This window comes from Micromonospora saelicesensis (assembly GCF_900091575.1).
Lineage (GTDB): Bacteria > Actinomycetota > Actinomycetes > Mycobacteriales > Micromonosporaceae > Micromonospora > Micromonospora saelicesensis.
Genome location: NZ_FMCR01000001.1, coordinates 1,079,938 through 1,098,350, shown reverse-complemented (window position 1 = coordinate 1,098,350; position 18,413 = coordinate 1,079,938). Strand labels below are relative to the sequence as shown.

The 18,413-nt window shown below is 71.3% G+C and carries 19 protein-coding genes and 1 riboswitch; of the genes, 10 read left to right on the top strand and 9 right to left on the bottom strand.

Annotated elements, in window-relative coordinates:
* Nucleotides 1-20: 20 nt before the first annotated feature.
* Nucleotides 21-314, top strand: a complete 294-nt coding sequence (locus GA0070561_RS05205; RefSeq protein ID WP_091397413.1) for a DUF4229 domain-containing protein — start codon at nucleotides 21-23, stop codon at nucleotides 312-314.
* A 66-nt stretch (nucleotides 315-380) separates the two neighbouring features.
* On the opposite strand, the gene GA0070561_RS05200 is transcribed toward GA0070561_RS05205, so the two are convergent.
* Nucleotides 381-1,718 carry a C39 family peptidase gene (locus GA0070561_RS05200; protein WP_091395679.1) on the bottom strand — a complete coding sequence of 446 codons (1,338 nt, stop codon included), beginning with the start codon at nucleotides 1,716-1,718 and terminating at the stop codon, nucleotides 381-383.
* Nucleotides 1,719-1,927: 209 nt separating this feature from the next.
* Between GA0070561_RS05200 and GA0070561_RS05195 the strand changes: the two genes are divergently transcribed.
* The 4 genes from GA0070561_RS05195 (at nucleotide 1,928) to GA0070561_RS05180 (ending at nucleotide 7,184) form a co-directional block, all read left to right on the top strand.
* The gene (locus tag GA0070561_RS05195; RefSeq protein ID WP_091395676.1) at nucleotides 1,928-3,805 is read left to right on the top strand and encodes a M14 family metallopeptidase; all 1,878 of its coding nucleotides are present in this window, start codon (nucleotides 1,928-1,930) and stop codon (nucleotides 3,803-3,805) included.
* 110 nt (nucleotides 3,806-3,915) lie between these two features.
* A riboswitch (cobalamin riboswitch) is annotated at nucleotides 3,916-4,074 on the top strand.
* A gap of 86 nt (nucleotides 4,075-4,160) precedes the next feature.
* Nucleotides 4,161-5,090, top strand: coding sequence for an ABC transporter substrate-binding protein (locus GA0070561_RS05190; RefSeq protein ID WP_091395673.1), 930 nt, complete (start codon nucleotides 4,161-4,163; stop codon nucleotides 5,088-5,090).
* Nucleotides 5,091-5,325: 235 nt separating this feature from the next.
* Entirely contained in the window at nucleotides 5,326-6,354 is a 1,029-nt protein-coding gene (locus tag GA0070561_RS05185; protein WP_238687154.1) for a FecCD family ABC transporter permease, read from the top strand.
* A gap of 65 nt (nucleotides 6,355-6,419) precedes the next feature.
* On the top strand, nucleotides 6,420-7,184 hold the full coding sequence (locus GA0070561_RS05180) for an ABC transporter ATP-binding protein (protein WP_244166104.1): 765 nt from the start codon (nucleotides 6,420-6,422) through the stop codon (nucleotides 7,182-7,184).
* 17 nt (nucleotides 7,185-7,201) lie between these two features.
* Here GA0070561_RS05180 and GA0070561_RS05175 read toward each other — a convergent pair whose 3' ends face one another.
* The 5 genes from GA0070561_RS05175 to GA0070561_RS05155 all read right to left on the bottom strand — a co-directional run bounded on the left by GA0070561_RS05175 (nucleotide 7,202) and on the right by GA0070561_RS05155 (nucleotide 10,700).
* Nucleotides 7,202-7,966, bottom strand: coding sequence for a VOC family protein (locus tag GA0070561_RS05175; RefSeq protein ID WP_091395664.1), 765 nt, complete (start codon nucleotides 7,964-7,966; stop codon nucleotides 7,202-7,204).
* 95 nt (nucleotides 7,967-8,061) lie between these two features.
* The gene (locus GA0070561_RS05170) at nucleotides 8,062-8,799 is read right to left on the bottom strand and encodes an ABC transporter permease (RefSeq protein WP_091395661.1); all 738 of its coding nucleotides are present in this window, start codon (nucleotides 8,797-8,799) and stop codon (nucleotides 8,062-8,064) included.
* A 10-nt stretch (nucleotides 8,800-8,809) separates the two neighbouring features.
* Nucleotides 8,810-9,751, bottom strand: a complete 942-nt coding sequence (locus GA0070561_RS05165) for an ABC transporter ATP-binding protein (RefSeq protein ID WP_091395658.1) — start codon at nucleotides 9,749-9,751, stop codon at nucleotides 8,810-8,812.
* Nucleotides 9,748-10,059 (bottom strand): transcriptional regulator, encoded by a 312-nt coding sequence (locus GA0070561_RS05160; RefSeq protein WP_091395655.1) that lies wholly within the window; start codon nucleotides 10,057-10,059, stop codon nucleotides 9,748-9,750. The genes GA0070561_RS05165 and GA0070561_RS05160 overlap by 4 nt, the downstream gene beginning before the upstream one ends.
* A complete protein-coding gene (locus tag GA0070561_RS05155) occupies nucleotides 10,056-10,700 on the bottom strand; it encodes a transporter (RefSeq protein WP_091395651.1) in 645 nt (214 codons plus the stop codon). Before GA0070561_RS05155 ends, GA0070561_RS05160 begins: the two co-directional genes overlap by 4 nt.
* A 134-nt stretch (nucleotides 10,701-10,834) precedes the next feature.
* Between GA0070561_RS05155 and GA0070561_RS05150 the strand changes: the two genes are divergently transcribed.
* The 4 genes from GA0070561_RS05150 to GA0070561_RS05135 are packed head-to-tail and all read left to right on the top strand — an operon-like array spanning nucleotide 10,835 to nucleotide 13,118.
* Nucleotides 10,835-11,230 (top strand): type VII secretion target, encoded by a 396-nt coding sequence (locus tag GA0070561_RS05150; protein ID WP_091395648.1) that lies wholly within the window; start codon nucleotides 10,835-10,837, stop codon nucleotides 11,228-11,230.
* Nucleotides 11,227-12,153 carry a WXG100 family type VII secretion target gene (locus GA0070561_RS05145; protein WP_091395646.1) on the top strand — a complete coding sequence of 309 codons (927 nt, stop codon included), beginning with the start codon at nucleotides 11,227-11,229 and terminating at the stop codon, nucleotides 12,151-12,153. Before GA0070561_RS05150 ends, GA0070561_RS05145 begins: the two co-directional genes overlap by 4 nt.
* 9 nt (nucleotides 12,154-12,162) lie before the next feature.
* A complete protein-coding gene (locus tag GA0070561_RS05140; RefSeq protein ID WP_091395643.1) occupies nucleotides 12,163-12,507 on the top strand; it encodes a YbaB/EbfC family nucleoid-associated protein in 345 nt (114 codons plus the stop codon).
* Nucleotides 12,507-13,118: a hypothetical protein gene (locus tag GA0070561_RS05135; protein ID WP_091395640.1), complete on the top strand. Its 612-nt coding sequence runs from the start codon at nucleotides 12,507-12,509 to the stop codon at nucleotides 13,116-13,118. The genes GA0070561_RS05140 and GA0070561_RS05135 overlap by 1 nt, the downstream gene beginning before the upstream one ends.
* Here the strand turns inward: GA0070561_RS05135 and GA0070561_RS05130 are convergent.
* The 3 genes from GA0070561_RS05130 to GA0070561_RS05125 all read right to left on the bottom strand — a co-directional run bounded on the left by GA0070561_RS05130 (nucleotide 13,107) and on the right by GA0070561_RS05125 (nucleotide 17,289).
* Nucleotides 13,107-15,350 (bottom strand): HelD family protein, encoded by a 2,244-nt coding sequence (locus tag GA0070561_RS05130; protein ID WP_244166063.1) that lies wholly within the window; start codon nucleotides 15,348-15,350, stop codon nucleotides 13,107-13,109. The genes GA0070561_RS05135 and GA0070561_RS05130 overlap by 12 nt on opposite strands.
* Nucleotides 15,351-15,685: 335 nt before the next feature.
* Entirely contained in the window at nucleotides 15,686-16,027 is a 342-nt protein-coding gene (locus GA0070561_RS33475) for a hypothetical protein (RefSeq protein WP_167362311.1), read from the bottom strand.
* An 11-nt stretch (nucleotides 16,028-16,038) separates the two neighbouring features.
* Nucleotides 16,039-17,289 (bottom strand): HNH endonuclease signature motif containing protein, encoded by a 1,251-nt coding sequence (locus GA0070561_RS05125; protein ID WP_091395637.1) that lies wholly within the window; start codon nucleotides 17,287-17,289, stop codon nucleotides 16,039-16,041.
* A gap of 538 nt (nucleotides 17,290-17,827) precedes the next feature.
* Between GA0070561_RS05125 and GA0070561_RS05115 the strand changes: the two genes are divergently transcribed.
* Nucleotides 17,828-18,412: a winged helix-turn-helix domain-containing protein gene (locus GA0070561_RS05115; protein ID WP_091395634.1), complete on the top strand. Its 585-nt coding sequence runs from the start codon at nucleotides 17,828-17,830 to the stop codon at nucleotides 18,410-18,412.
* Nucleotide 18,413: the final 1 nt, after the last annotated feature.

Here is an 18,413-nt window from a genome sequence, read left to right as displayed (position 1 = left end):
GAGAGAACGGAGTGGTGCAGGTGAGCGCCGCGCTCAAGTACACGCTGGGCCGGATCGGGCTGTTCGTCGCCGTGCTGGCCGGCCTCTGGCTGGTCGACATGAACGTGTTCCTGAAGCTGATGCTGGCGTTGGTGTTCTCCGCCGCGCTCTCCTTCTTCCTGCTGCGCGGTTGGCGGGACGAGATGGCCGGGGAGATCGCCGAAGCAGCCGAGCGCCGCCGCACCGAGAAGGAACGCCTCCGCTCCGCCCTGGCCGGCGAAGACCAAACCCAAACCCAAACCCCCAACCCCGAAACCCCAGACTCCCCGCGTTGATCATGAAGTTATTGCCACGACACGCCGATCGGCCGGGCAATAACTTCATGATCAACCGCGAGGGGCCTACCAGTTGGTGGAGCCGGGGACCTTGGGCCAGGGCTTCGAGGTGGGCTTGATCAGGTACGCGATGCCGCCGGAGCCACCGGAGACGCCGCCGCTGGCGTTGGTCCGCTTGGTACGCAGCCAGATCTGCTCGAACTGCGCACGCTTGTAGACGTTGCGCACCACGTCGTTGCTGGACGAGGCCGGGTCGTTGACGATCACGTCGCCGTCGGCGGTGAAGCCGACCACCACGAACAGGTGCCCGGACGTGCCGTAGTTCGCCCCGTCCAGCTCACTGGCGAGGAAGGACTGGCTGGTCACGACGGGGATGCCGGCGGCGATGAAACGCTCCAGCTCGTCCAGCGAGTGCAGCCGGGTCACCCGGCCCTCCAGCCCGGGGAAGCTGGCCGCGTACGCGGTGTTGAACGGCCAGTTGCCCGCGCCGTCGTACGCGTAGTCGTAGGTCATCCGCGCGGCGTGGTTGACAGTCGGGTCGGGGTAGGTCGGGTCCACCCAGGAGGTGTCGGCCGCCGACGGTTTGCGTCCCCAGTACTCGACCACCATCTCCGTCGAGGTGGGCGAGCACCACGCCTCGCCGCCGCCGTCGTACTCGGGGTAGTGCCCGGAGTGCACGTTCTGCGAGTAGCGCGGCACCGGCAGTTCCCGGCCCCAGGCGATGTGCCCGGCGCTCGGCGGCACGGTGAACCGGTCCGGCACCGTGCTGCTCATCGCGCCCAGCATCCGGACCACCGGGGCGGCGCTCTGCCCGGGTGCGCGGTAGAGGGTCAGCTTGAGCTGGTACGACCGCAGCAGCACCCCGGCGGTGGCGTCGTCGATGCTGAAGGTGTCGGTCCAGATCGTCGACCAGGGGTCGCCCTGCCGGTTGACGCTGGTCCGCAAGATGTCGGTGTCGCCGGATGCCCAGCGACCCAGGACGTACCACGGGGTCTGGTCGCCGCTGGTGTAGCTGCCCTGCATCTCCACCTGGATCCAGGTGCCGGCGGGGGTCTCCGCGTTCCAGGAGGCGATCAGCTCGGTGGCGTCGAACCCGACCCGGGTCACCGGCGAGGTCCAGGTGCCGTACTCCCAGGTGCGGGTGGCACCGGTGTGCGGGTCCGCGTACTCGATGGTGCCGGCCGGGCGGGCCAGGGTGACGCCCGCTCGGGCGCCGGGCACGACGCGGGTTCCGGCCGAGCTGCCCCGGTGCCAGTCGGCGGGCCCGGACCAGTCCTGGTAGGTGATCTGCTCGTCGTGGACGGGGGCGGGCGGGTGGGCCGCCAGCGCGGGTGCGGCGCTGGTGAGCAGGGTGAGCGCGGTGACGCCGGCGAGGGCGGCCGCGCGCAGGCGGGATCTGGCCATGGGTGCTCCGCGGTGTCGAGGGGGCATCGTCGCTGGTCAGTGTTCCGCTTGGAGGGAAGTTTCGCCAGATGTTGATAGGTGGAAAATCATTGCCGCCATGATGATCCGCCTGGGATGGCCAACGCAGCGATCAATATTGATATGACCATGTGACAGGTGGTGAAGTGTCCTTCACCGAGCGGGATCTCCCGCCATCGAGGAGGTAGTCCATGGCCCTCCGCACGCCCATCCCCCTCCGCCGTGTCCTGGTGCTCGCTGTCGTCACCGGGCTGGGCATCGTCACCGTCGCCGCCGGTCCGGTCGCCGCCCGACCGGCACCGGACCGCACCGCTGAGCAGGCTGCCGCCGGCTACCGGGTGCTCGGGCCCCGGACCCTCGCCGACCGCAACGCGGTGGCCCGCACCGGAGCCGCCATCGACTACTCCGAACACGGCGTGCTGCACATCTCGGCCACCGCGAGCGAGGCCGCGGCGATCGGCAAGCTCGGCTTCCGGCTGGAACCGCTCGCCCCGCCACCCAACGCCGAGCGCGGCGCCGGCGACTTCGGCACGCAGGCCTTCCCGCCGGCCGACTCGAACTACCACGACTACGCGGAACTGACCGCCGTCGTGAACCAGGTCGTCGCCGACCACCCGGCGATCGCCCGCAAGATCAGCATCGGTTCGTCGTACGAGGGCCGCGACCTGATGGCCGTGAAGATCTCCGACAACGTCGGCACCGACGAGAACGAGCCGGAGATCCTGTTCAACTCCCAGCAGCACGCCCGTGAGCACCTGACCGTCGAGATGGCGATCTACCTGCTCAACCTCTTCACCGACAGCTACGGCAGCGACTCCCGGATCACCAACATCGTCAACGGCCGGGAGCTCTGGATCGTGCCGACGGTCAACCCGGACGGCAGCGAGTACGACATCGCCACCGGGTCGTACCGGTCCTGGCGCAAGAACCGGCAGCCCAACAGCGGCTCGTCCAACGTCGGCACCGACCTGAACCGCAACTGGTCCTACAACTGGGGATGCTGCGGCGGCTCGTCCGGCACCACCTCGTCGGAGACCTACCGGGGGCCGTCGGCGTTCTCCGCGCCCGAGACGCAGGCGCTGCGCAACTTCGTCAACGGCCGGGTGGTCGGCGGGGTGCAGCAGATCAAGGCCAACATCGACTTCCACACGTACTCGCAGCTGGTGCTCTGGCCGTACGGCTACACCACAGCGAACACCGCGACCGGGATGAACGCCGACCAGTACAACACCTTCGCCACCATCGGTCAGCAGATGGCGGCCACCAACGGCTACACCCCGGAACAGTCCAGCGACCTCTACATCACCGACGGAGACAGCCTCGACTGGATGTGGGCCACCCACAACATCTGGGCGTACACCTTCGAGATGTACCCGGGCTCGTCCGGTGGCGGCGGCTTCTACCCGCCCGACGAGGTGATCCCGGCGCAGACCTCACGCAACCGGGAGGCGGTGCTGATCCTCAGCGAGTACGCCGACTGCCCGTACCGGGCCATCGGCAAGCAGTCGCAGTACTGCGGCGGCGGTGGCGGCACCACTGTCTGGTCGGACACCTTCGAGACCGCCACCGGCTGGACGATCAACCCGGGCGGCACCGACACCGCCACCCTCGGCGCGTTCGAGCGGGGCGCCGCCCAGGCGACCACGTCCTCCGGAGCCAAGCAGCTCACCCCGTACGCCGGGTCCAACGACCTGGTCACCGGCCGGCTCGCCGGCTCGGCGGCCGGTGACTACGACGTCGACGGCGGCGTGACCAGTGCCCGGTCCCCGGCGGTGACCCTGCCGTCGTCCGGCACGCTGACCCTCTCGCTCGCCTGGTACCTGGCCCACGGCTCGAACGCCTCGTCGGCGGACTACCTGCGGGTGAGCGTGGTGCACAACGGCGGCACCACAGCGCTGCTCACCCAGGCCGGAGCGGCCAGCAACCGCAACGGGAGCTGGGCGGTCGCCAACCTCAACCTCACCCCGTACGCCGGCCAGTCGGTCCGCGTGCTCGTCGAGGCTGCGGACGCGTCCGGGGCCAGCCTGGTCGAGGCGGCTGTGGACAACGTCACCATCACGTCCTCCTGATCGGGTGGGGCCCCGTCCCGCCCCGGCGGGGCCCCACCACCCGTTCCCGAGCCTCTGAATCCGGGACATATCCCTCGGTGCGTGACGGGTCACCGATCGTGCCGGATCGATCAATCCTTGATCGATCCGGCACGTCCTGGCGGTGCGCTACCGTCTTAGCGACCAGTCCGCAGCGAAGCCGGTGCGAAACCCGGCGCTGTCCCGCAACTGTGATGCCCCACCGGTAGGTGGGGACGAGCCAGGTCGCCTACGGATCGGTCGCGATACGCGCTCTCGAGGAAGGGCGCCTCGTGGGCGGGCGTACGAAAGTCCCTGTCGGCGAAGCACCACACTCCTCGACCGACAGGAGGCCCCCATGTTCAGACGTACCCCCCGGCTCTTCGCGGCGACCCTCGCGGTCACCGCGCTCGCCCTCGGCGCCTGCGCCGAGAAGGCCGACGACCAGCCGAGCGCCGGCACCGCGGCCGCCGCCTACCCGGTCACGGTCGGCGCGCTCACCCTCGACAAGCGCCCCGAGAAGATCGTCGTGCTGTCGCCCACCGCCACCGAGATGCTCTTCGCGATCGGTGCCGGCCCGCAGGTGACCGCCGTCGACGACCAGTCCAACTACCCGGCCGACGTGCCCAAGACCGACCTCTCCGCCTTCCAGCCGAACGCCGAGGCGATCGCCGGTAAGAACCCGGACCTCGTGGTGCTCTCCGACGACCGCAACAAGATCGTCGAGCAGCTCGGCAAGCTGAAGATCCCGGTGTACCAGACCCCGGCGGCGACCACGCTCGACGACTCGTACCGGCAGATCACCGAGCTGGGCACGCTGACCGGGCACGCCGACCAGGCCACCGACGTCGCCACCCGGATGAAGGACGACATCGCCAAGCTGGTCAAGGACCTGCCGCAGCGCACCGAGAAGCTCACCTACTTCCACGAGCTGGGCCCGGAGCTGTACAGCGCCACCAGCAAGACGTTCATCGGCTCGCTCTACAGCCAGGCCGGCCTGACCAACATCGCCGACCCGGCCGACGCGGACGGTAAGAACTTCGGCTACCCGCAGCTGTCCCAGGAGTTCATCGTCAAGGCCGACCCGGACTTCGTCTTCCTGGCCGATGCCAAGTGCTGCCAGCAGAACGCCGACACGGTCAAGGCGCGCAGTGGTTGGGCCGGCCTCACCGCTGTGAAGAACAACCAGGTCGTCGCCCTGGACGACGACGTCGCCTCCCGCTGGGGCCCGCGGGTCGTGGACCTGCTCCGGGTCATCATCGACGCGGTCGCCAAGGTGCCCGCGTGACCGTCGTCCGTCGGTGACCGGGCCGCGAAAGGTGTCCGATCCGGCACCAACCGGTCGGCCGGCCGAGCCGCCGCCGCCTGAGCGGGCCGAGCCTCCTGCCGAGGCCCGGCCCGCCGGGCTGCCGTCCTCCGGGGCCCGGCCCGCCGGGCAACCTGCCGTGACTCGGTCTACCGGATTGTCGTCCACGGCCCGGCCCGCCGGGCTGGCGTCCGGGGGCCGGCCCGCCGGGCTGCGCATGCGGTGGTTGGTCGCGGGGTTGGTCGCGGTGCTCGTCGCGCTCGTCGTCGGGGTGTCGCTCGGCCCGGTGAGCCTGCCCCCGGGCAGCGTCGCCGCCGAGCTGCTCAACCTGTTTCCCGGGGTGCACCTCGACAGCGGGCTGACCGAGCGTGAGATCGCTATCGTCACCGAGCTGCGCCTGCCCCGGGTGGTGCTGGGCCTGCTGGTCGGCGGTCTGCTCGCCCTCGCCGGTGGTTGCTACCAGGGCGTGTTCCGCAACCCGCTGGCCGACCCGTACCTGCTCGGTGTGGCCGCCGGCGCCGGCCTCGCGGTCACCGCGGCGATCGCCCTCGGCGGCGCCGGCCGGCAGGGCACGCTCTCCGGGTTGCCGATGACCATTCCGCTGGCCGCGTTCGCCGGTTCGCTGCTCGCCGTCACCATGACCTACGTGCTCGGCGCGGCCGGCGGGCGACGCGGGTCACCGGCCATGCTGATCCTGGCCGGGGTGGCGGTCTCCGCGTTCCTCTCCGCCGGGCAGACGTACCTCCTGCAACGGCACGCCGACAGCATCCAGCCGGTCTACTCCTGGTTGCTCGGCCGGCTGGCCACCGCCGGTTGGCACGACGTGCTGCTGGTGCTGCCGTACGCCGCGCTGACCACTGTGGTGGTGCTGCTGCACCGCCGTGAGCTGGACGTCCTCGCGGTCGGCGACGACGAGGCGAGAAGCCTGGGCCTGCACCCGCAGCGCACCCGATACCTGTTGATCGCCGCCGCCTCGCTGGGCACGGCGGCGGCGGTCTCCGCGACCGGCCTGATCGGTTTCGTCGGCATCATCGTGCCGCACACCGTCCGGCTGCTCGCCGGGTCCAGCTACCGGGTGATCCTGCCGATGTCACTGCTCTTCGGCGGCGCGTTCCTGGCGCTGACCGACGTGGTGGCCCGTACTGTCGCCGCTCCGTCCGAGCTGCCGATCGGAGTGGTGACCGCCCTGCTGGGCGGCCCGTTCTTCGTCCTCGTGCTGCGGACCGCCCGGCGAGTGCTCACGTGAGCCGCGAACCCGCCGGCCGCGAACCCGCCAGTCGCGAACCCGCCGCCGGCACACCGGCCGTCGAGGTGCGCGGGCTGCACGTCGCCCTCGGTGGCACGCCGATCCTGACCGGCGTCGACCTCACCGTCGCCGTCGGCGAGTGGGTCACCGTGATCGGCCCGAACGGTGCCGGCAAATCCACCCTGTTGCGGGCCGTCGGCGGCCTGCTGCCCGCGCCGAAGGCGATCACTCTCTTCGGTACGCCGAGTGCCGCGCTGCGCCGTCGGGACCGCGCCCGGATAGTGGCCACTGTGGCACAGTCCCCGGTGGTGCCGCCCGGCATGTCGGTGCTGGACTACGTGCTGCTCGGCCGCACCCCGTACATCCCGACCCTGGGCCGGGAGTCGACCGCCGACGTCGACGCCGTGCACGAGGTGCTGGGGCGGTTGGACCTCGCCGGCTTCCACCGTCGCGAACTGGCCACCCTCTCCGGCGGCGAACGCCAGCGGGTGTTCCTCGCCCGCGCGCTCGCCCAGGGCGCGACGCTGCTGCTGCTCGACGAGCCGACCAGCGCGCTCGACATCGGCCACCAGCAGGACGTGCTCGAACTCGTCGACCAGCTACGCCGCGAGCACGGCCTGACCGTCCTGGCCACGATGCACGATCTCTCCCTGGCCGGTGAGTACGCCGACCGGATGGTGATGCTCGCCGCCGGTCGGGTGGTGGCCGCCGGGACTCCGCCCGAGGTGCTGACCGAGGAGCTGCTCGCCACCCACTACCGGGCCAGCGTCCGGGTGGTCCCCGGCGCCCACGGCCCGTTGGTGGTCCCCGTCCGCCCCACCCGCCCCTGAGCAGGCAGGGCGCTGGGTCAGGGGCCCAGGTCGATGACGGAGAAGAGGGCGCCCTGGGGGTCCCGTAGGGCGGCGAAGCGGCCCGCCGGGATGTCGCGGGGCGGGACCAGGATGGTTCCGCCCAACTCGGCGGCGCGGGCTGCGGCGGCGTCCGCGTCGGCCACCGCGAAGTACACCGTCCAGTACGCGGGCAGGTCGGCCGGGAAGTCGTCGGCCAGCGGCGGCATCATCCCGGCGACGATCTGCGTCCCGAGCCGCCACCCGGTGTACGTCATGGCGCCCACCGCCTGGTCGTCGGGCTGCCAGCCGAACACCAGCTCGTAGAAGACCTTCGCGCCCTCGGGGTCGGGGGTGACCAGCTCGTTCCAGCTCATCGCGCCCGGCACGTTGAACACCTCGGCACCGGCCATGGCCAGCGGCTGCCAGACGCTGAACGTGGCGCCGGCCGGGTCGGCGAAGACCGCCATCCACCCCCGGTCGAAGACCTCGAACGGGGGTACGACGACCTGCCCGCCGGCCCGTTCGACCCGGCCGGCGACCAGTTCGGCGTCGTCGGTGGCGAGGTACGTCGACCAGATCGGAATCTGGTCCGGGATCGCGGGCGGGCCGGCGCCGGCCACCGGCTTACCGTCGAGCAGGAAGACCGTGTAGCCGCCCGCCTCGGGCTCCGGGGTGACCTGGCCGGTCCACCCGAACAGCTCCGGGTAGAAGCGCCGCGCGTCGGTCAGGTCCGGGGTGGCCAGGTCGGCCCAGCAGGGCGTACCCGGCGGGACGGTGCTCACGTCAAGACCCCTCTCGGCCCGGGCGGCCACGGCGGCCCCCCTGCCGGAATCCTGGCACCGTCCCGCCGCGGCCCGGGGCGGAAACGGACGAATCGTCAGCTGAACCGGCGACCCTCGTCCCGCCGGTACGCCCAGCCGGCGAGCGCGGCGAGCAGCACCACCCAGACACCGAGCATGATCAGTGCCAGCGGCTCCACGTCGTAGTCGGCCGCCGACGCCCACATCAGTTCGGCCGCGCCCCGGGTGGGCAGGTACGGCGCGATCGTCTCGATGAACCCGGGCGCGTCGCCCGGCGCGGAGAGCAGGCCGCCGCCGAACGCGAGCGGCAGGAAGAGCACCTGCGCCACAACGATCGCCGCCTTGCTCGGCAGCGAGTAGCCGATGGCGAGCCCCATCAGCGTGAACGGCACCGAGATGACGGCCACCGTGCCGAGAGCCAGCAGGAACGCCCCCGGGGTGAGCTGGGCCGCGGTCAGCGTCGCGCCGATCACCACGACCGGGATCAGCGAGAGGTAGGTCAGCGCCAGGCCGGCCAGCACCCGTCCGGCGAACCGCGGCGCGGGTCCGGCCGGCAGGGTCCGGGTGTACGGGTTCCAGGGCTGGTCGCGGTCCTCGGCGACACCGACGCCGTACTGGAAGATGTTGGCGCTCATCACCGAGAAGGTGACCATCGACGCGGTGGCGTAGGTGGCACCGACCGCGTCGTCACCGGCGAACGGCACCACGAAGAAGATCATGGCGGCGGCCGGAAAGAAGGCGCTGCCGAAGACGGCCACCGGAATCCGGATGATCTCCAGGAGTTGGTAGCGGGCGTGGACCAGGGCGAGCTGCACTGTCGCCTCCTCAGACTGTGGTGGGTCGGCCGCCGGCAGCGGCGGTGGTGGGTCGGCCGGTGCCGGCTGGCACGTCTCCGCTGGTCGCTTCTCCGCTGGTGATGGCGAGGAACGCCTCCTCCAGCGAGGTCGGTCGTACCTCCAGATCGGTGAACGGGGTCTGGGCCGTGACCAGCGCTCGGACCAGCTCGTCGGCGTCGGTGGTGAGCAGGTGCAGCCGACCGTCGACCCGTTCGGTGCGAACCACCCCGGGCAGGTCGGGTAGATCATCGGCGATCAGGCTGACCCGGCGTACGCCCACGATGCCGCGCACCGCCTCCACTGTGTCGTCGGCGAGCACCCGGCCCTGCCCGATGACCACCACCCGGTGGGCGAGCGCCTCGACCTCCTCCAGGTAGTGGCTGCTCAACAGCACGGTGCCGCCGTCGTCGTGGAATGCCCGGATCGCCTCCCACAGGGTGTGCCGAGCGGCCACGTCCAGGCCCGTGGTGGGTTCGTCGAGCAGCACCAGCCGGGGCCGGCCGACGAACGCCAACGCCACCGCCAACCGGCGGCGCTGCCCGCCGGAGAGCCCACCGGTCTGCCGTCGGGCCAGGTCGGCGAGACCGAAGCGGTCGAGCAGCTCGGCCCGGGGCACCGGGTCGGGGTAGTGCGCGGAGACGAAGTCGACCACCTCGCCGACGCGCAGCGTGCCGGGCAGACCGGTCTCCTGCGGGGTGACCCCGATCTGCCGACGGCTCGCCGGGTCGCGGGGGTCGCCACCGAACAGTTCCACCCGCCCGGAGCTGGGGCGGCGCAGGCCCACCAGCAGGTTCATCAGGGTGCTCTTGCCGGCGCCGTTCGGCCCGAGCAGGCCGACCAGCTCACCGGCCCGGACCTCCAGGTCGACACGGTCGAGGGCGAGGACGTCGCCGTACCGGCGGCTGGCCTGTTCGGCGCGGGCGAGGGTCATGGCTGCTCCTTCGACGGGGCGGGGTCGAGTAGGGCGCGGATAGCTTCGGTGTACTCCTCGAACGCCAGCCGACCTCGCCGGCTGAGCCCGACCAGGGTGGCCGGGGTGCGTCCGCGATGGGTCTTGCTGATCTCCACGTAGCCGGCGTCCTCGAGTTTGCGCAGGTGCACCGAGAGGTTGCCGGCGGTCATCGCGAGCAGTTCCTGTAGGCGGGGGAACGCGATCTTGTCGCCGACGTTGAGGGCGGAGAGGCTGGCGACCACCCGCAGCCTGGCCTGCGCGTGGATGACCGGATCCAGCTCGGTCACGGCTGCTGTCGCTGTCGCTGTCGGCGCCGGGCGAGCGCGCCGGCCACCAGCATTCCGCCACCGCCGGCCACCGCCACGACGAGCGGGTGCCAGCCCGGCCCGGCGAACGCCCCGACCAGGTTGATCACGCTGATCCAAACGCCGAGGCGGAACAGGTCCTGGTCCAGCCAGACCGCTCCGCCGGCCATGTGCAGCGCACCGGTCAGCCCGACGGCGGTCGCCGACCAGAGCAGCGCCGCCAGGTCGTGCGGCAGGTGCTCGGAGATCCGGCCGAGCCCCGCGTAGACGCTCACCGAACCGAGGGCCCAGGCGTACCCGTACCACTGCCCGCGCCGGGCGGAGTCGCCGGTCACCTGGCCGTAGGCCCGCACGCTGACCACCGCCTGGGTCGCTCCGGCGGCCACGAGCAGTACGAAGAGGACGGTCAGCGGCAGCCAACTCGGCAGTGCGACCAGCGCCCGGTCACCCGGGGGGAACCGCAGGAAGAACAGGCCGAAACCAACCAGCCAGGCGACACCCCACGGCCAGTAGAGCAGCCGGGCGTCGGGATCGAGCCGGCGTGCCGTCGCCGACCGCTGGTCCTGGATCAGCCGGAGCGCCGCTGCGGCGTCGGTGGGTGGTGAATCATCGTCTGGGTCCACGCAAACTACTTTAAGACACAAAGTCGAGCGGGGTGACCCCGTCATCACCGGCGGGACCCCCGATCGCGGTCAGCAGTGCCTATGGTGGTCAGTCGTGGCGACTGATCCGTCGCACAGGCCACAGGGGAGGGTCCGTGTCAAGCCCGAGCAATGAGTTGGAGGTCCAGCCGGAGGCTCTGACGGCGTTCGCCGCCGGGTCCAGGGATCGGGCGGCCCGCTTCCGCGAGCTGCACCGCGCCTTCGGCGACGGGCACGTGCCACGGCACGCCTTCGGGGTGATGCCGGCGTCCTTCAACCTCGCAGCGACGTACGCCGAGCAGTTCGAGGCGTGCCTTCAGGGGCTCGCCGACGGCGCCGAGATGATGGCGGACATCGCCGAAGGGCTCACCGACACCGCCGCCGCCTACACCGGCACCGACGTGGCCAACACCGATCTCTTCGTGCCCGGCCGTCCGCCCGCTCCCGACGTCATCGCGCCCGGCCCCTGGTCGGGTGGCACCGGCGCTTCGAATGGTTCGGTGCCGGCGTGAGCACCGAGGCGTTGCAGCGCAACAAGACCTACTTCGAGCAGATCGTCTCGGGCACGCCCGAACCCTTCAAGCCGCTCTCCAACGCGGTGCTCTGGCCGTTCGAGCAGCTGCTGGAGCTGGTCGCCGGCGAACCGGACGACCTGATGCGGGCCGCGCAGCTCTGCCTGGACACCGGCGCGGCGGTCCGGGAGATCGCCGGTGACCAGATCGCCGACCGGGCCCGGTTGCGCGGCGCCTGGTCGGGCGACGCCGCCGAGGGCTTCCATGCCTCGATGGAGTCGGTGGAGGCGGCGATCGAGGAGCTGGCCCAGGGGCTCGACGGCACCAAGGACGTGCTGGTCGAGGCGGCGAACGCGGCGGTGGACGCGTTCAATCTGCTGGTCGAGCTGATCCTCGAGTTCCTGCTCTGGTTCCTCACCGAGGTGATCATCGCGGCGGTGGCCGCGGCGCTGAGCGCCGGCGTCTCGTTGGCCGCCACTGTGGTCCGGGTGCTGGCCCGGTTGGCCACCACAGTGGGTCGGATGGTGAAGATCGTCGCCCGGTTCGCCGAGGTGCTCACCCGCCTCGCCGCCCGGCTGGGCAAGGTCGCCGGGCAGCTCCGCAAGTACGCGGACACCGTCATGGAGCTCAAGCAGCGGAAGAAGCAGTACAAGCTGCTCAGTAAGGGCGGCTGGACGCCCGAGGGGCGTGCCTTCCAGGTCGAGAAGTTCAAGACTCTCTTTCCGGGCAAGTTCGTCATCAACCAGGTCTCGCCGGTCAACATCCCCGGTTTCGGCGGCGCTCTGCTGGACACCGGCGTGGGCCTGCACGACATCTCCGACGGGCAGAAGGACCGCAACTACCTGGTGGACGGCACGTACAGCGAGGACCTGGGCCCGTACACAGTGGGTGTGCAGAATGTCTTCGACTCCATCGTGAACTGAGAGGCAGCCATGACCTTCCCCGCCCTGGACCGCATCGAGGCGCTGGCTCGCAACCTGGACGGATGGCAGCGGCAACTCGCCGACCGGATGGCGGAGCTGGAGCAGACCAGCGCCGAGGGCGTGAGCGACTCCGGCCTGGTGCGGGTCACCGCCGCGGCCGACGGCAAGATCGTTTCTACGGAGCTGAACGCCCGCGCGATGCGACTGGACTCCTACAGCCTGGCCGAGGAGTTCACCGCAGCCGCCAACCGGGCGCAGGAGGCCGCAGCGGCCCTGGTCCGGGAGTTGGTTGGCGAGGTCATCGGCGACCCAGGCGCCGGTCCGCGCCGGTCCGCCGAGCACGAGGGGCGCTGATGACGGCCGACGAGAGTCAGGCACGGTACGTCGAGGGGATCACCCGGCTGTTGCCGGCCGGGGAGCAGGTTCGCGCGGTGGCCCAGGTTCGAGCGGGCGGCGGGCTGACCCCGGCGCCGCCCCCGCAGCCGTCGACGCCACCCGCCACGGGTGGGCCGGGCTTCCTGGGTGTCCTGCTCAACGTGCTGTCACCCAACATCACCTTCGGTCGGGCGGACAACGCCGTCGACTGGCTCTTCTTCGGTGTCGGAGGTCGAGGCGAGCCAGGTTCCCAAGCGTCCGTGCTGCACCATGCAGTGACCGTGGCGACGAAGGGCTCCGGCCTCCGAACCCTCGTGCTGGCGGTCACCGACCAGCGACTGCTGCTCGGCGCGACAGCACCCGTCGGGCTGCTCTCCAACTCGGCGGCGGACGAACGGGCCCAGGCCGACATCGAACTGCTCGGGTCCGTCCCGCGCACGGCTGTCACCGCCGGGTTCGGCATGTACCGGTTGAACTGGAAGCGGCTGCGGATCGACTTCGCCGACGGGTCGTGGCTGTCGTTCCACGTGCCGCTGGCCGACTCCGGCCGCCCGCTGCGGGAGGTCGCGGCCGCCCTGTCAGCCGGCTGACCCGTCGACGAGCGGTGCGGGCAGCGGCGCAACGTGCAGCACCGCCAGCCGGGACACCGCCCGGGTGAGCACCACGTACAACCGGTGCAGCCCGCGCGGCTCGGCCGCGACGATCGCGGCCGGCTCGACCACCACCACGTGGTCGTACTCAAGGCCCTTGACCAGCGTCGCCGGCACCACGGTGACCCGCTCCGCGGCCGCCACGTCGTCGGCGGTCGCGGTCTCCACACCGGCCTCGGCCAGCGCCGCGCGCAGGCCGTCGACCGCGTCGTCCGCGGCGATCACACCGACCGAGCCGTCGTGCGCGAGCGCCGCGCGAACCTCGGCCACCGTCGCCGAGGTCAGGTCGGTCACCGTACGCACGTCCAGGCCGCCGTCGTGGCGCAGCGACTCGGCCGGCGGTACGTCCACCGCGAGCGCCGGGAGCAGCAGGTTCGCGAATGCGACGACTGCGGCGGGCACCCGGAAACCGACGGTCAAGGGCACCACGACCGCGTCCGGCTTGCCCAGGTGGGCGAGGGATTCCCTCCAGTCCGTCGCCGCCCACGGCGCGGTGCCCTGAGCGAGGTCACCGAGGAGCGTGACCGAGCCGTGCTCGCTGCGCCGGGCGATGGCCCGACACTGCATCGGGGACAGGTCCTGCGCCTCGTCCACCACCACGTGCCCGAACCCGGAGAGCCGTTCCAGCAGCCCGGTCGCCTCGTCGATCAGCACCGCGTCGGCAGCGGTCCAACGGGTCGCCTTCGGCGTGCGGGCCGGCTTCGCCCACACCAACTGCGCCTGCTCGGCGTCGCTGAGCAGCCCGTCCGACGCGGCGGCGAGCCGGGCCGGGTCGGAGAACAGGCCGTGCACCAGCCCTTCCGGGGTGAGCGCCGGCCAGACCGCGTCCAGGAAGTCGAGCACCGGCCGGCAGCGGCTCATCCGGCGCAGCCAGGAATCGCTGGGCGACTCCGCACGCCGCGCCTCGGCCTGCCGTTGCAGCAGACTCACCACCCGCGCCTGGACACGTTCCCGACCCGTGCCGTACGGCAGCCCTTCCCGGCGGGTCTCCTCGACGATCCGGTGCAACGGCTCCACCCCGATGCGCCAGCGGAACGAGCCGTCCGACACGGTGATCGACTCGGTCGGGGTGCCGATCTGTCCCTGCACCGCGCGCCGCAGCACGCTCGCCATCCGTACGTCGTGTTTGAGCGCGGCCACCGCCGGCGCCTCGACCGCCCGAACCGCCACGCGGGAGATCAACTCCTCCACCGTGGCCTGCTCGACCTCGACCTCACCGAGCGCCGGCAGCACCGCCGCGATGTACGACAGGAACGCCCGGTTCGGCCCGACGATCAGCACACCCGCCCGCCGCAACCGCTCCCGATGCAGGTAGAGCAGGTACGCGGCCCGGTGCAGACCCACCGCCGTCTTCCCCGTACCCGGCGTGCCCTGCACACAGATCGAGTCCGCGAGGTCAGCCCGGACCAGCTCGTCCTGCTCCGGCTGGATCGTGGCCACGATGTCCCGCATCGGCCCGACGCGCGGACGCTCGATCTCGGCGGTGAGGATCCGACTGGTCGTACCGAGCTCTTCGCCCCGATCCAGCCGCTCATCCTCGAAGCTGGTCAGCACACCATTGCTGAACCCGAACCGCCGCCGAACCGCCACCCCCTGCGGATCCCGCACGCTGGCCCGGTAGAACGAGCGGGAGACCGGTGCCCGCCAGTCCAGCACCAACGGCTCGCCACGCTCATCGGTGACATGCCGCCGCCCCACGTGATACCGCCGACCGTGATGATCGCCGCTGGCGTCGGGTGCGGTCGGGTCGTTGGTGGGCCTGCTGGCTGTGGGCCTGTCGCTCGGGGTGCTGTTGTTCGGGGTGCCGCTGTTGGTGGTGTTGCCCTCGACGGTCCTGTTGTTCGTGGTCCTGTTGTCCGTGGCGCTGCTGTCGGCGGTGCTGTTGTTCGGGGCGCCGGCGAAGTCGAGGCGGCCGAAGAAGAGCGGGGTGGTCGGGTCGTCGGCCAGCTCGGCGACCCGCCGGGCCAGGGTGCGGCCGAGCGTCTCGGCCGCGTACGCGTCGCCGGCCACCTGGTCACCGGTGGCGAAGAGAGACTCGGCCCGCTCGCGCATCCGACCCAGCGCCGCCCGCGAGGTGGTGAGGTGTGCACGTTCGGCGGCCAGGTCCGCGTCGAGGTCGGTGGCGGTATCGGTGGCGGTGTCGAGCTGGGTGTCGAGGTCAAGTGCGGGCATGCTGACGTCCCATCGTTCACATCTGCTGCGCGCTCGCGTGTCCGGGGGCGGATGGCCGGCCGCCCGGCGCGAAGACGTCCGTTCCGGTGCAGCTCACCTTGGCCGTCAAGCGGCCTGCAACCCTACGCTCCCCAACCCGACGCATCCAGCGAATTACCGACGTGACCACCCATCCGAGACGGCGTGTTGCCCGCCCGGGTGTCGCTGGGCGATCACACCCCGCCTCGCCGTGCTTTCTCATTCTGTGACCAGCCGGGCCGCGGTGATCGACTCGGCTTTCAGGTTGCCTGCCCGGGCGTCGCTGGGCGATCACACCCTGCCTCGCGCCGTGCTTCTCATGCCGTGACCGCCGCGACGCCGGTGATCGACTCGGCTTTCAGGGAGTCGCGGTGTCTGGGCCGGTGCGACGCCCCGGTTTCCAGGAAGCCGAGTCGATCACGGGGAGTCGCGGCTTGCTCCTGCAGAGACAGCAGGCTTGTCACGGTCACGGTCACGGTGGCAGTGGCGGTCGCGGTGCCGATGGCGGTCGCGGTGGCGGGGCGGGGGCGCTCGCGGCGGCGGTGGCGGTGCCGGTGGCGCGTGGCGGTGGCGGTGCCGGCGGCGGGGGCGCTCGCGGTGGCGGTCGCGGTGGCAAGGCGGTGCCGGTCGTACGGCGCGGTCGCGGGCGGCGTGGGCATGGTTGGCGGCATCAACAGCGCAGGTGGTAGAGGTTGCGACGCGGGGTGCGCAGCGGGTCGAGCCAGCTGGGCGGGAGGAATTCAGGTCGACCGTCCGCCGCGAGACGGACCGTCCAGTCGCCGCGATGGATGAACCGGTGGTGGTAGCCGCAGAGCAGCACCGCATTGTCCAGCGCCGTCACCCCACCGTCGGCCCAGTGTCGGATGTGGTGACCGTCGCACCATCTCGGCGGTCGGTCACAACCGGGGAAGGCGCAACCGACGTCCCGCAGCACCAGCGCGCGCCGCAACGGGCCGGTGAAGAGCCGGCGCTGCCGGCCGACGTCCAGGACCTGACTGTTGCCGTCCAGCACGACCGGCAGCACGCCCGCATCGCAGGCCAGGCGGCGGACCGCACCGGGGGTGAGGCGCGTGCCGGTTTCCAGTGTTCCGGCGCGTACGCCCTTGACTAGTTCCTCCAGCGAAACGGTCACCACCAGCTGAGGTCGGTCGCCGCCGTTGTCGGGCAGCTGACCGGTGCGTAGCGCCAGTCGGCAGATCTCACCCAACGCATCGGCGCGGCGCTGACCAGGACTGCGGTCATCGTGCTCACCGGCTGGGGCGCAGAGCGGATCGATCGCCTCGCGCAGCAGGCTCGCGGTTTCGGTGTCGAGGTTGCCGCTGAGGCGTACCTGGCCGTTTTGTTGCTCGGAGAGCGTGACGTGCCGGCGGGCCTCGGCCCGCTCGGTGGCCCGCTCCAGAGCCTTCAACTCAGCCTGGTCGGCCAACTCCGGGGCGACGTGCGCGAGGACGCGCTCGCCGAGCCGGCTCAGGCTTGTCGGATCGAAACGGTCGGCCCAGTCGATCAGTAGTTGAGCGGCCTTGTCCGCCACTTCGGGACCGGCTTCGACCGGGAGGGCGGCGACCGTGTCGGCCACCACCCGCCCCTGCTCGACGGTGATGGCACCGCTGAGCAGCGCGTCACGCACCGCTGGCGGGGCATCGTCGATGGTGGTGGCGAGCTGGACCAGTTGGCGGGCGCTGCGGCCCGAGAGCCGCAGCCGCTCCCGAAGCCAGACGGCGGTGGACGAGGCGCCCTGGGCGATCGCTACCCCGCGACCGTCCAACTCGCGGACCAGACCGAGCTGAACGGCGGCCAACCGTTGCGCCAACACCTGAGTCGCGTCGAGAGAAGCAAGCAACTCGTCATCTGAGAGCGCCCAGAGCGCGGTCTCGGCGCAGTCGTCAACTGCCCCATCCACCTGCGCCAACGCCTCCAACATGAAACCAGAATAGAACTGGTGTACGACACTTTGGAGTCGTCCTGATCAATGAGTGGAACTACATTTCGTGGATCATCGTGAGCTGCCCGCTTGCCGCGCCTCGCTTGCCACGCCGGCTCGCGCGTCCGTCAAAAGCCGTCCGCCAAGCCCTGCCGCCGCCCTATGAAGCCGCGCCACGTCGCCACGTCGCCACGTCGCCACGTCGCCGCGAAGCCGCCGGGTCGCCAGGTCGCCGCGAAGCCGCCGGGTCGCCAGGTCGCCGCGAAGCCGCCATGTCGCCGCGTCGGCGCGAAGCCGCCATGTCGCCGCGTCGCCACGAAGCCGCCACGTCGCCACGTCGCCACGAAGCCGCCACGTCGCCACGAAGCCGCCGCTGAGACGCCAAGCCACGCTCGCTATTTAGTCCACCCTCGCCAAGCCGTGCCCGCCGTCAAATCCGCTTGTTCGCTGCCGAAGTAAGACAGTGGCCGACGCGCGGTGGTCTGAGCGGGACGCGGGGGTGATGGCAGGTTGGGGGGCCTGCCGGGATCATGGGCTTATGACCGAGGCCCGCTCCGATTCGCGCCGGATGACGATCAGCGACCCCCAGGTGATGCGGGCGATGGCCCATCCTGCCCGGATCGCGATCATGGAGTACCTGAACAGTCGCGAGGGTGGTGGGACTGCCACCGAGTGTGCCGAGATCGTTGGGCTGTCGCCGAGCGCAACTAGTTACCACCTGCGGGCGTTGGCGAAGTTCGGCCTGGTCGAGCAGGCGCCGAGCCGGGGGGACGCGCGCGAGCGGCTGTGGCGTGTGCCGAGTGTGAGTGTGCTGGTCGAGGCGGGGCGTGATGCCGGGCCCGAGGCGCGTGCGGCCGAGCAGGCGCTGGTGGAGGCGCATGCGGTCCGGGCCATGGAGCGCACCCGGGACTGGTTGCGGCGCGCCGGGGACGAGCCGGCCGAGTGGTACGACACGACCCTGTTCACCGACACGCTGTTGCTGCTCACCGCCGACGAGTTGGCCGAGTTGAACGAGGCGGTGCTGGCGCTGCTCCGGCCATATCACCCGCGGCGGCGGCAGGGTGACCCACCGCCGGGGGCGCGCACGGTCGCGGTGCAGTACCGGACGGTGCCGCTGGCATAGC